General features: G+C 42.7%; 10 protein-coding genes. All 10 read right to left on the bottom strand.

Annotated features, from left to right (window positions below):
• Positions 1-194: 194 nt before the first annotated feature.
• Positions 195-1,100 (bottom strand): glycine betaine ABC transporter substrate-binding protein, encoded by a 906-nt coding sequence (locus KTE19_RS03935; protein WP_217341666.1) that lies wholly within the window; start codon positions 1,098-1,100, stop codon positions 195-197.
• A gap of 12 nt (positions 1,101-1,112) precedes the next feature.
• Complete coding sequence (locus KTE19_RS03930) at positions 1,113-1,964, bottom strand: ABC transporter permease (protein WP_056983191.1); 852 nt, start codon at positions 1,962-1,964, stop codon at positions 1,113-1,115.
• Positions 1,957-3,156, bottom strand: a complete 1,200-nt coding sequence (locus KTE19_RS03925) for a quaternary amine ABC transporter ATP-binding protein (protein ID WP_217163021.1) — start codon at positions 3,154-3,156, stop codon at positions 1,957-1,959. Before KTE19_RS03925 ends, KTE19_RS03930 begins: the two co-directional genes overlap by 8 nt.
• Positions 3,157-3,704: 548 nt before the next feature.
• Positions 3,705-5,069: a 23S rRNA (uracil(1939)-C(5))-methyltransferase RlmD gene (rlmD, locus tag KTE19_RS03920; protein WP_217341665.1), complete on the bottom strand. Its 1,365-nt coding sequence runs from the start codon at positions 5,067-5,069 to the stop codon at positions 3,705-3,707.
• 78 nt (positions 5,070-5,147) lie between these two features.
• The gene (locus tag KTE19_RS03915) at positions 5,148-6,146 is read right to left on the bottom strand and encodes a diacylglycerol kinase (RefSeq protein WP_217163026.1); all 999 of its coding nucleotides are present in this window, start codon (positions 6,144-6,146) and stop codon (positions 5,148-5,150) included.
• A gap of 16 nt (positions 6,147-6,162) precedes the next feature.
• Positions 6,163-7,584 (bottom strand): Asp-tRNA(Asn)/Glu-tRNA(Gln) amidotransferase subunit GatB, encoded by a 1,422-nt coding sequence (gatB, locus tag KTE19_RS03910; protein ID WP_217163029.1) that lies wholly within the window; start codon positions 7,582-7,584, stop codon positions 6,163-6,165.
• Positions 7,584-9,047, bottom strand: a complete 1,464-nt coding sequence (gene gatA, locus KTE19_RS03905; RefSeq protein WP_217341664.1) for an Asp-tRNA(Asn)/Glu-tRNA(Gln) amidotransferase subunit GatA — start codon at positions 9,045-9,047, stop codon at positions 7,584-7,586. The genes gatB and gatA overlap by 1 nt, the downstream gene beginning before the upstream one ends.
• The gene (gene gatC, locus KTE19_RS03900) at positions 9,047-9,358 is read right to left on the bottom strand and encodes an Asp-tRNA(Asn)/Glu-tRNA(Gln) amidotransferase subunit GatC (RefSeq protein WP_054747155.1); all 312 of its coding nucleotides are present in this window, start codon (positions 9,356-9,358) and stop codon (positions 9,047-9,049) included. The genes gatA and gatC overlap by 1 nt, the downstream gene beginning before the upstream one ends.
• An 80-nt stretch (positions 9,359-9,438) precedes the next feature.
• Positions 9,439-10,584: a CamS family sex pheromone protein gene (locus KTE19_RS03895; protein ID WP_217341663.1), complete on the bottom strand. Its 1,146-nt coding sequence runs from the start codon at positions 10,582-10,584 to the stop codon at positions 9,439-9,441.
• 16 nt (positions 10,585-10,600) lie between these two features.
• Complete coding sequence (gene ligA / locus KTE19_RS03890) at positions 10,601-12,628, bottom strand: NAD-dependent DNA ligase LigA (RefSeq protein ID WP_217341662.1); 2,028 nt, start codon at positions 12,626-12,628, stop codon at positions 10,601-10,603.
• Positions 12,629-12,646 lie beyond the last annotated feature (18 nt).

Below are 12,646 nucleotides of genomic sequence, written 5' to 3'. Positions count from 1 at the left end.
AGCGCCGATAAGCTATCGACTCCGTGCCGCCTAGGAAAGACAAGCAAATATTTACTTTAACTTTTGGGGTACACCTCATTTGCGTTTCAACCTCTTAGAGCGTTTAGCTATTCGATTTCCTCATGGATAAATTCACACTGGGGATTTCGACTTTAGATGATCCTTTGATTTTAAACGGTTCCAATTAATCCACTTTAGTTTTTCAAATCTTCAATCGAATTAATATTCTTCATATAAGAAGGAACGGCTAACCCAACTTTGGCACCCTTTAAATTGGTTCCAAGGTCGTCAAACTTGCCTTTATAATCCTTGTAATACAATCCTTGGGTGTTAGGCAACCAGGCACAGACCATGCCGTCAGCCGCGTTGGTTGCAATTGAAGCCCATAAGGGTTGAAGCTCCATTGCTTGGATTTCAACTTTATAACCAAGAGATCTCAATACATTGGCAACTAAATTTGTGGAGGCAATTTCTGAATCCCACGCAACATAGGTCAACTTGATCGATTGACCGTGAACGTGTTTAATGCCTTTGGTCCAGGAATTGACTTGTTGCTGATTCTGCTTCATCCATTTGACGGTTGCCGTCTTAGGATTTTCGCCATTGTTCACTTTTAACATGATGTCTGCCATTTGATCTGGTTTCCAGTTAAATCTGTTCAACATCTCATAGGCTTCCGGCTTGTCTTTTTTCAGCCCTTTATGGACAATCGTATGGATGTCTTCCGACTTTCCATAAATGTTTTTAGGATCCTTCAGGAACTTCAAATGGAATTTATTAATCATCCAGTGGGGCGTCCAACTTGTCACAACGATCGGCTGATGGTTCTTAACCGATTTAGCTAGTGTACTTGTCATGGCAGCAGTTGAACTGGTTTGCAATTGCCACTTAGAATTCGTCAGTCCATATGCCTTCATCGCCTTTTGAGTAGTTGTCATTTCACCAGCCCCGGCTTCAATTCCGGTGATCGTATAATTAATCTGTTTGCCAAGACTTTCGTTGGGGTTATATTTCGCAACCTTGCTTGAACAAGCCGACAACAACACGACAGAAAACGTGAGTGAGAGGAAAAGGATTAATTTGCGATTTCTTTTTTTCATATGAACCCCCTTCTATGACTTAGGGATCTTGCTACGATTAATTGCCTGCGTAATTCGATCCAAAATGATCGCTAAAATAACGATTGCTAGCCCGGCGGCGAAACCACCACCAGCGTCATTTCGGCCCACGGCAAAGTAGACTTTGTTTCCAAGTCCCATAGCCCCAATCATTGACGCGATCACAACCATCGAAAGCGAAAGCATCATACTTTGGTTGACACCAGCCATTAACGTTGATTTTGCTAATGGTAACTGAACCTTGAAGAGCTTTTGCCAGGAAGTTGAGCCATATGAATCGGCAGCTTCAATTAAGTCAGCCGGCACTTGGCGGATTCCTAAGTTGGTCATCCGAATCGTTGGCGGCATTGCAAAGATCACCGAAGCAATGACTCCGGGAACCATTCCAATTCCAAAGAAGGCAACTGCGGGGATCAAATAGACAAAGGCTGGCATCGTCTGCATAAAATCAAGAATTGGCTTGTTAATGGTTTCAAAGACCTTTGATTTACCCATCCAAATTCCAAGTGGAACTCCAATAACTAGGGCAATCAAGCTTGAAGTTAGAACCAATGTCAACGTCTGAGTCATATCACGCCAGAAGCCTTGATTCCAAATGTAAAGTAAACCAACGATTTCGAAGCCAATTAATGTCCAGTGCTTGGTTTTTCGGTTCAACCAGTACGTACAGCCAACAACCAGCAGCATGAACAACCAAATTGGCAACAGATCAAAGATCCATTGAAATCCGTTGATAATGCCGCCAATGAAGTTGGTAACAGCGTTGAAGAACCCTTCAAAGCTCGCCAACCAGTCAACAAATTTGTCAATCCAACTTGAAACAGGTAATTGAGGAATGTTATTCATCTTCGCCCACCTCATTTCCAGAAATTGCGCCAAGAACGGCACCTCTAATGATGATTCCTAACAGATGATTTTGATCGTCAACCACTGCATAAGGGATTGGCGTTGAAGAAATGGTATCCATGATATCCGTGATTGGGGTATCTGGAGAAGTTGTTGGCACGTTCTTTTGAATGACTGAATCAAGCTTACGTTCCTTCTTCTTGATTAAGCTCATCACGTGACTGGCGTCAACTACCCCAATAAATTCACGTTGATTGTTCACGACATAAACGGACGAAATCTCATTTTCAACCATCCGCCGCATTGCAATCCGCGGTCCATCTTTGTCAATGTTAACGAATGTCGGTCGGATCATGACATTAGAAGCGGTCAAAACCTTCGTCCGATCGACATCTTCAATAAATCTCTCAACGTAATCGTCCGCTGGTTGCGTCAGAATTTCTTCCGGCGTACCAGTTTGAACAATTTCGCCGTCTTTCATGATCATGATTCGATCGCCAATTCGCAGCGCTTCGTTCAAGTCATGAGAAATAAATACAATCGTTTTGTGCAGGTTTTCTTGAAGATCCAACAACTCGTCCTGCATATCTTTTCTATTCAATGGATCTAAAGCTGAAAAGGCCTCATCCATCAATAGAATCTCCGAGTTATTAGCAAGGGCTCTGGCAAGGCCAACCCGTTGCTGCATCCCGCCTGACAATTGAGTAGGATACTGATTGTCGTAACCGTGAAGGCCAACTAATTCCAGTGCATCATGAGACTTTTTCAAACGCTCATCTTTATCAACACCCTTAATTTCCAATCCATAGGCGGTGTTATCGATGATGGTCCGATTTGGAAACAACGCAAAGTTTTGGAAAACCATGCTCATTTTGTTCCGGCGAACATCCAACAATTGTTTTTTATTGAGTGAGGTTAAATTTTCACCATCGATGAGGACTTCACCGGATGTGGGTTCAATCAATCGGTTAATCATCCGAATCATCGTTGATTTACCACTTCCAGATAGTCCCATGATGACAAAAATTTCACCATCGTTCACTTCAAAATTGGCGTCGTTCACACCAACTGTGGCACCTGCTGATTTTAAAATCTCAGCTTTTGACTTACCTGCTTTTAATAATTCTTCGGCCCGGGGAATCCGGCGGCCAAAAATCTTGGTAAGATGTCGCACTTCTAATTTTGCTGTCATGTGCCCCTCCTTATCAATGTTTCGTATTAACGATCTAAGAAATTAAAAAAGGCACTTCCTAATAGGTTTGTGCCTGTCGCTAAAAAATTTACTTTAAAAAGCATAACAAAGATATGGACTTGTTTCAAACATATAGACCAAATGCAAATTTGAAGCCTAGACTAAATTGGTTAGGCGTAACGACTGATATTATAAGGCTCGGGTCAACTATTACTATTCAGTTAACAAACGGCTTACAAATGGCGTTGAATGGGCATGGTAATAGGAATTACCGCCTTTTTTCAAAAAAGTTGAAAGATTTCTCCAAAAAGTGATTGGAAACGGTTCCCAAAATCGAACGGGCTCGTTATTTTGATACGTTTGGTTGTGATTGCTTGTTAGAATCAGCCGTCATCTTTACCCCATTTTCCACGCCATTACTAAAATGCGGTTTCGACCGTTACACAAGCGCCCACGATTAGAAATCACGCATCAAAAAAGATCCCCTCAAAATTCAAAATTTTGGAGAATCTTTTATAGGGACACATTCAAACGTGATCGTCACACATCTATTTTGTTAAAACCGTAATTGATTCAATATGCACCGTTTGCGGAAATTGATCAACAGGTTGGATTGGCTGGTTTACTTGATAGCCTTGTTCATTAAATAACTTGACATCCCTTGCAAGAGTTGCTGGGTTGCACGATACGTACACAACTCGTTTCGGTTGCATCTTAACAACACTGTCAATCAACGTGCCATCTAACCCTTTACGTGGCGGATCAACCACAATCACATCAGGCTTCAGGCCGTCTTCTTGCCATTTTGCCATTTGATCTTCGGCGTAACCCGCAACGAATTTCACATTATTGATTCCGTTAACTTTGGCGTTCTTTTTAGCGTCTTCAACGGCTTCGGGAACAATTTCAACCCCGTATACTTTTTTGGCGACTCGGGCCATTGAAAGTGAAATTGTCCCAATCCCACAATAAGCATCGATAACCGTATCGTCAGCGGATAAATCCGCTTTTTTGGTGGCCAAATCATATAATTTTTCGGTTTGGACTGGGTTAACTTGATAGAACGAATTAGCAGAAATTTCAAATTTGAGTCCAAGCAGGGTGTCCTCAATCGTACTTTGCCCTGCCAAGACTTTATTCTCCTTACCCATCAATGCATTGGTCTTTTTCGGATTCACATTTTGGACAATGCTCTTAACTTCTGGCAATGCCTTAGTGATATCAGCAACAATTTCCTTGTTACTTGGCAATTTTTCGGTTCTGGTAATGAGCACAATCATCATTTCATGAGAATAATGCCCGCGACGAACCATCACGTTTCGGATAACTCCGCCGTTTACTCGTTCATCGTAAGGCTTAATCCGATACTTGCGTAAAATATCACGAACTACGACGATCGCCTTATCAATCTCAGGATCTTGAATATAAAAGTCCTCGATTGGGACGAGATCATGGGAATGTTTGCGATAAAATCCTGTTTGCAATTGACCATTGATTAAACGAACCGGGATTTGAGCCTTGTTACGATATTCATAAGGCTTATCCATGCCAATTGTTGGGTCAACTTGCACATCAAGCTTCAATTTCTTGAAATCTTCTTCAATTTGATGACGCTTGAATTCAAGTTGCGCATCATATTTGAGATGTTGTAGTGGGGTAATGCCGGTTTGCGTATATGCCTTATCAACCGACTCGACTCGGTCAGCACTCTTTTGATTGATCTTAATAACTTTCCCAAATGCAAAGTTTTTCTTGACCTTAATAACCTTCATTGTCACGTTTTCAGTCGGCAATGCATCTTCAATGAAGATTGGGAAGTCGTCAATTTTGGCAACCCCCATGCCTTGATAAGTCAAATCGGTAATATCAACATCATAATTTTCATTTTTTAATACTGGAGCAGTTCTTTTCATTTATTCACCTTTATTTGCGTAGAAACAAAAATTGCGAAACGACAACATCGTAACGCAATTCATAAACATCATATAAAACTATTCCTTATCAGGCAGTTTGTCAACGCCTTTGACGAAGTTCTTTTCAGCTTCACGAATTCGATCGATTTCATCGGTGTACGCTCGATCAGGAATTTCATCAGTATTCGCAAAAATTTCAATGTGTTGTTTCAAATCAACGAACGTCATTGGCGCATCGCCACCATATTCGCCATCCAAGTTAATCTGCATGCGATCATTAACTGGCTTAGCCGTCACTTTACGGACCTTCTTGTAAATGATCCGGGGATCGTCCACGTGCTTACCACCATTCAAAACTTTAGAAGCCAAATGAAGAATTTCCACCAGGTTGCTGGTTTTAACAATGATTAACGTGAACTTACCATCATCCAGCAATGCATCTGGAACAATTTGTTCAAACCCACCGACCGAATTGGTTAAGGCGAGGAAAAACATAGATGCTTTGCCTTTAAATTCGCCGCCATCATATTTCAAATCCATCTGGATGGGTTTAATTCGCGGCAATAATTCGGCACCTTTGACCAAATAGGCTAAATAACCAAAAATCGTTTTTAAATCTGAAGGCACATCGTAAGTCAGTTCAGTTAGTAAGCCACCAGCGGCAATGTTAATGAAGTAATTATCGCCAGCTTTGCCAATATCCATGTGAATGGTTTGCTTCTTAAATACCATCTTGGCGGCTTCAACTGGATCCTCACGGGGAATATGCAAAGCACGGGCATAATCATTCGTTGTACCGGCAGGGATGATCGCCATCTTTGGTCGTTTCTTCAATGGGGCAATCCCATTGACAACCTCATTGATCGTTCCGTCTCCACCAGCCGCAACAATTAACTCGAACCCTTCTTCAGCGGCTCGGCGAGCTTCATTTTTGGCGGAATCCTTAGCAGCAGTGGTGGCGTATGCACTGGTTTCATAACCAGCCTGTTCAAACACATCCAAAATATCCACCATCTTCTGCTTGAGGATTTCTCTTCCAGAAGTTGGGTTATAGATGACTCTTGCCCGTTTTCGCATAATAATCCTGACTTTCCTATTTACTCATTGATTCTTTCAACATTTTGTTTACAACTTGAGGGTTAGCTTTGCCATGAGTTTGTTTCATGATCTGACCAACTAAGAAACCGATTGCACGATCTTTACCATTATGAAAATCTTCAACAGATTGTGGGTTGGCTGCCACAACATCGTCTACGATTGGTTGGAGCTTAGCGGGATCTGATAATTGAACCATGCCCTTTTCTTCAACGAATGCCTTGGGATCGTCTCCCTTGGTAATGGCTTTGAAGACTTTTTTGGCCATCTTCGACGAAATTGTACCATCGGTGATCAGTTTAACCATCGTTGCAAGATGGTCAGGGGTAATCTTGGTGTTTTGAAGGTCAACCTGATTATCATTTAGGTAGGCATTAACGTCACCTTGTAGATAGTTGGCAGCCAGCTTTGCATCGGCCCCAGCCTTAATCATGGCATCGTAGAAATCAGACATTTCTTTGGTCTGGGTAATAACCATTGCATCGTAGTCTGTAATGCCTAATTCATTGACGTAATGCTCACGACGCTTGGCAGGTGGCTCTGGAAGTTCCTCATTGATTTGGTCAATCCAATCTTGGGAAATTTCCAAAACTGGTAGGTCTGGTTCTGGGAAGTAACGATAATCATCGGAACCTTCCTTAACCCGCATCAACTCGGTTTTACCCGTCGTTTCATCAAATCGACGAGTTTCTTGTTGGATCACGCCACCAGACATCAACACCCGTTGTTGACGTTGCTCCTCGTATTCCAGACTCTTACGGACGTAGTTAAATGAGTTAATGTTCTTCATTTCAACTTTGGTACCATATTCCTTCTGGCCAAGTGGTCTGATCGAAATGTTGGTATCAACCCGCATGGAACCTTCTTCCATTTTGACATCAGAAATGCCGGTAAACTGAACAATTTGCCGTAATTGTTCCAGATAAGCATATGCTTCATCTGGAGATTCAATATCAGGCTTGGAAACAATTTCAATTAGTGGGGTTCCCTGACGGTTTAAGTCGACATAAGAATGTTCAACAGCATGGGTATTCTTCCCCGCATCCTCTTCGATATGCATCTCAGCAATCCCGATTTTCTTCTTTTTACCATCTACTTCGATTTCAACCCAGCCGTCATGGGCAATGGGCGTTTCGGATTGGGTAATCTGGTAAGCCTTTGGGTTATCAGGATAAAAGTAGTTCTTTCGGTCGAAATGAGGCTTGGGTTCGATTTGAGCATGTAGCGCTAATCCGGCCATAATGCCGTCATGAACAACCCCTTTGTTAGTGGTTGGCAAGACACCAGGATAACCCCAGTCAATCACGTTAGTGTTGGCATTTGGCGTATCACCAAATTCTACGGGAGAAGGACTAAAAATTTTGGAGTTCGTTTTTAACTCAACGTGCACTTCAAGCCCAATTGTTGTTTGAAAATTCATTAGTTAGTTCCTCCCATCTTTGGTGTTTGCTGATTAAAGTCAGTATCTTGTTCGAAAGCATTCCCAGCTTGATAAACGCTTAGTTCATCATATGGTCGACCGATTAGTTGAACACCTACTGGCAAGCCATTTGAAAAACCAGCTGGGATCGACATTCCTGGCAGACCAGCCAAGTTCACTGGCAATGTCAACACATCGTTCATATACATTGTCATTGGATCAGAAACATCTTCACCGATGCCATATGCCGGGGTTGGGGCAGTTGGTGCCAAGATCAAATCAAAGTCTTTGAATACTTTGGCAAAATCATTGTTCATCAATGTCCGAACCTGAGCAGCTTTCTTAAAGTAGGCGTCATAGAAGCCGGCAGACAACGAGAAAGTTCCTAACATAATTCGGCGTTTAACTTCATCGCCAAATCCTTCAGACCGCGACTTTACATAGAGATCCTCGAGGTTCTTAACATCTTTAGCCCGACGACCGTAACGAATGCCATCAAATCGCTGAAGGTTTGAAGATGCTTCAGATGAGGAAATAATGTAATAAGCCGCAACCCCATACTTAGTATGAGGTAACGAAACTTCTTCAACAGTGGCCCCGAGTTTTCTAAATTCATCGGCAGCGTCCAATACTGTTTGCTTCACATCATCATCAAGTCCTTGGGACATGAATTCAGTTGGAATTCCAATTCTCATCCCCTTAACACCGTTATTCAAGGTGCTGGTAAAATCAGGAACTTCCTTAGTTGATGAAGTTAAATCATGTTGATCATGACCCGCAATTGCGTTCAAAACGGTCGCGTTGTCCTGAACATTTCGAGTAATTGGGCCGATTTGATCCAAACTTGAACCAAAGGCAATTAAGCCCCAACGAGAAACCCGGCCATAGGTTGGCTTCATTCCAACCACTCCGTTAAACGAGGCTGGTTGGCGAATTGAACCACCCGTATCAGATCCAAGCGCCACCAGAACTTCACCAGCGGCAACCGTGGCAGCTGAGCCACCTGATGAACCACCAGGCACTTTGGTCGTGTCCCATGGATTGTGTGTGACTTTGAAGGCAGAGTTCTCAGTTGAACCCCCCATTGCAAATTCATCCATGTTAGTCTTTCCTAATGTCACCGTGCCAAAGCTCTTGAGCTTTTCAACAGCAGTTGCATCAAACATTGGCGTGAAGTTTTCCAAAATTTTGGAAGCAGCTGTCGTCTTCATCCCTTTAGTCAACATATTATCCTTGATGGCAACAGGAATACCAGACAAGCCGTTATCAGCATCAATCCCATTCTGATCGATTTGTTCAGCGTCTTTTACGGCACTAGCTTCATCAACCGTTAAGAACGCCTTAATCTCACCATCAACTGCTTGGATATTGTTCAAGGTTTCTTGGGTCAGATCTTTAGCGGAGATTTCTTTGGTGACTAATTTCTCGTGGATACTGGTTAAGGATTCGTTGAAATAATTCATTACTCATTTTCCCCACTTTCATCGATAATCGTAGGAGTTCGAATGTAGCCATCCTGAGTATCAGGGGCATTATCCAATAATGCTTGTTGTTGGTGCCAATCTTCGGCAACGTCTTCTCTCATAACATTAACTTGGTCAGTGACACTACTTGTCGGTTCGACACCCTCGGTATCAACTTCACTGAGTGTTTCAAATAAACCGATAATCTTATCTAATTGGGTTGTAAAATATGGTAACTGGTCATCGTCAATCTTGAGCTTTGCTAGGCCAGCAACGTGTTTCACTTGATCTTCAGAGATCTTTTCAGTCATCGAAATCCTTCTCTCTTCTGAATTACTTAATTTAATCACAACAATAATTTTACCATATAACGACCATCATTTTTGTAAAATTAATAACTATTGAAAATATGAGCTGAAAACTTCTTCTCGTTGGCTTTTCGGCTCAAGAAACTTTGGATACCCTCCGTCGACTGAACCGTAATGTCAATTGGTGCGTTGGCCGGCAAGTATTTCTGGGCGGCTCCTTGAATGTACTGAGTGAAACTAATAATTTCAGTCTGGCTGTAAAATTGGGTGGTAATATTGACATTCATGCCACTCAACGAGCCGTCGGTGTACTGAGCCTGAGCAGTCACCCCACTCAGGTTCGGGAAGAATCCTTGAATGGTTGATTTGAAATTATCAAAAGAATCTTCATCGTTGGTGCTGGGACCCTTTTTGTTTGATTGGAGTGGAAAGACATAATTCTTTTGGTTTACTTTTGTCCACTTGCTAATCTTCGTCTCCGAATCGTCATTCAGGGAATAGGCAAAGAAGTTCCCGCCAACGAGACTATCATCAGATGCCGACTTATAAAGCGCAATAATGATCGGAATGTTCTTCAAGGCCTTCTTCTTCCGCAATCTTTGAAGGACTTGGTTAGCAATTGCCTTGCCATGCTTTTTAACCTCGGCATTGGAGATGTTGGTCTGATATGTCGGCCCATATTGAGTCTTCTTGTAATAATCCACCGAGTTAATCGCCAAGCCAACGGTCATCGCGGATAACTTGAGTGACTTCCCATTTTGAACCATAAAGTCCTGTTCATCAATTTGGGAAAGGTAAATGGGTGTCCGCCCAGTCGGCGTGGTGGATTTGACTTTTTCGGGATTAAGGCCGGTTGGGTTCGATTTGGATTTGCGATCCAGCCAATTTTCCACCTGGTCAGTTGAAAGGTACTGGCCTTCTTGGAAAACATACTTTTTAGTTGAAAATTCCTTCTTGGAAATATTCAGCAAGCCATTCTCAAATCCCTTGATATTAAATTGGTTGGATTCTTGGGACACGCTAACGCCCCTTGATTTACTGGTCCGGTAACGACCATTTTTGATGACCCCTTGATAATAATTATCGTTGGTTTGACCGGTTAATTGCGTCTTGGTCTTTGAACCATTCGAGCTGTTGGTGTCACTTGACAGATTATCAACACTGCCACACGCCGCTAACATGAACCCGGATAGGATAATCGAGATGCCAACAATTGCTTTTTTTAACATTGATTCTCCTCCACTGTTACTTCTCATTTGCCATCGCCTCACGGAAGTAGGCTTCATCCCACGTTTCAATTCCTAGATTTTTGGCTTTATCATATTTACTGCCAGGATCTTCACCAACAACCACGATATCAGTTTTCTTTGATACAGAGCCGCTAACGGTGGCACCATGGTCTTCAAGCCATTGAGTGGCATCAGGACGGGTGATTTCTTGAAGTTTACCAGTTAATACAAACTTCTTTCCAGTAAAGAAGGAACCGCTCTGGACCAGCTGTTCATCACTCACACCGAGATAGTCCATATTTACCCCAACCTGTTTCAGCTGTTGAATCAGCTCTTTTGACTCCGGCATTGAAAAATAGGTCACGACACTGTCAGCAATGATCATTCCCATTGTATCAATTTCCGCAATCTCTTGCGCGGAAGCAGCCATCAATTTATCAATATTTTTAAAACGCTGTGAAATTAAACGAGCTGCCTTAATCCCAACATGGCGAATTCCTAAACCATAGAGCAGTCGTTCACAAGACTTGCCCCGGCTGTTCTCAATGGCTGCAAGAAGATTACCCGCAGATTTTTCACCAAATTTATCCAAAGTCAACAATTGGTCAAAAGTCAGTTCATATAACCCAGCAACATCATTTAACATATGCTTATCAAATAACTGAGCAATGATCTTTGGACCAAGGCCGTCGATATTCATGGCGTCCCGCGAAGCAAAATGGGTTAACCCTTCCTGAAGTTGAGCGGGACACTTGGGATTAATGCACCGCAATGCAACTTCTTCATCTAAATGAACCAACTCGGAGCCACACGATGGACACTTAGTCGGGATTGAGTAAGGCTGGCTTTCTTTGGGCCGCTTTTCAGCAATATATTGCGAAATCTCAGGAATAATATCGCCAGCCTTATGGAGCTTAACAGTATCGCCGACGCGGATATCCTTCTCCTGTAGATAATCGGGATTATGTAAGGAAGCCCGACCAACTGTCGATCCTGCTAAGGTCACGGGATCCATCACTGCAGTTGGGGTCACTACCCCCGTACGTCCAACTGTCCAGACAATTTCTCGGACAACCGTTTGGACTTCTTCAGGTGGGAACTTGAACGCAATTGCCCAACGAGGGACCTTTACTGTTGCACCCAAAGACCGTTGAAGTGGCAGTGAATTGACTTTAATGACAATCCCATCAATTCCGTATGGAAGTCCGTCGCGAAGTTGCTGATATTGATCAACATAGGCATCAATCGCATTCATTGAATGAGCAACCCGGTACGTGGGATTGATCGTAAAACCCAATGCCTTTAATTCTTCCAGCAGACCACTTTGAGTATCCGTTTCCAGGTCATCATAATCCGCAACGTTATACATAAATGTGCTCAATTTCCGGCGAGCAGTTACCCTAGGATCCAGTTGTCGCAAACTACCAGCAGCCGCGTTCCTTGGGTTGGCAAATGGTTCAAGACCATTATTCTGCCGTTCCTCATTCAATGAAGCAAATGAAGACTTGGGCATGTAACATTCACCACGAACCTCGATATTGATTGGCCGCGTAAGCTTACGTGGAATCGATTTGATCGTCTTTAAATTTCGCGTAATATCTTCTCCGATCTGCCCATTCCCACGAGTTGAACCCTGAACCAAAATTCCATTTTCATATCGCAATGAAATTGCCAAACCATCAATTTTCAATTCGCAATTGTAATTAAACGGCACGGAATCAGAGTCCGTCAGGCGGTCAACAAAATCCCCGAGCTCACCTTTTGAGAAAACGTCCCCAAGTGAAAGCATTGGAATCTCATGGGGCACTTTTGTAAATCCGGGTAGTGTGTGATCACCAACTTTTTGGGTCGGCGAATCCGGCGTTACAATGTTGGGAAATTGCGTTTCCAGTTCAACCAACCGTTCATAAGTTTGATCATAGACAGAATCCTCAACGCTGGGAGAATCGTAGGTGTAATATTCATCGGACCATTTATTTAGTTTTGCTCGAAGATTGGCTGCTTCTTCTGCGGCCTGTTGCTCACTGATTTTTTCAAGAGCCACGATAACACCTTCTGTTAT

This window comes from Lentilactobacillus dabitei, from assembly GCF_019061365.1.
Classification (GTDB): Bacteria; Bacillota; Bacilli; order Lactobacillales; family Lactobacillaceae; genus Lentilactobacillus; species Lentilactobacillus dabitei.
This window is presented reverse-complemented; position numbering and strand designations above follow the sequence as displayed.

What these genes read in the sequence shown, in the direction of transcription:
- gatB (WP_217163029.1), bottom strand. Translation starts at nt 7,584, where the DNA reads ATGAATTTTCAAACAACAATTGGGCTTGAAGTGCACGTTGAGTTAAAA.
- KTE19_RS03930 (WP_056983191.1), bottom strand. Translation starts at nt 1,964, where the DNA reads ATGAATAACATTCCTCAATTACCTGTTTCAAGTTGGATTGACAAATTT.
- gatA (WP_217341664.1), bottom strand. Translation starts at nt 9,047, where the DNA reads ATGAATTATTTCAACGAATCCTTAACCAGTATCCACGAGAAATTAGTC.
- KTE19_RS03925 (WP_217163021.1), bottom strand. Translation starts at nt 3,156, where the DNA reads ATGACAGCAAAATTAGAAGTGCGACATCTTACCAAGATTTTTGGCCGC.
- gatC (WP_054747155.1), bottom strand. Translation starts at nt 9,358, where the DNA reads ATGACTGAAAAGATCTCTGAAGATCAAGTGAAACACGTTGCTGGCCTA.
- KTE19_RS03915 (WP_217163026.1), bottom strand. Translation starts at nt 6,146, where the DNA reads ATGCGAAAACGGGCAAGAGTCATCTATAACCCAACTTCTGGAAGAGAA.
- KTE19_RS03935 (WP_217341666.1), bottom strand. Translation starts at nt 1,100, where the DNA reads ATGAAAAAAAGAAATCGCAAATTAATCCTTTTCCTCTCACTCACGTTT.
- KTE19_RS03895 (WP_217341663.1), bottom strand. Translation starts at nt 10,584, where the DNA reads ATGTTAAAAAAAGCAATTGTTGGCATCTCGATTATCCTATCCGGGTTC.
- rlmD (WP_217341665.1), bottom strand. Translation starts at nt 5,069, where the DNA reads ATGAAAAGAACTGCTCCAGTATTAAAAAATGAAAATTATGATGTTGAT.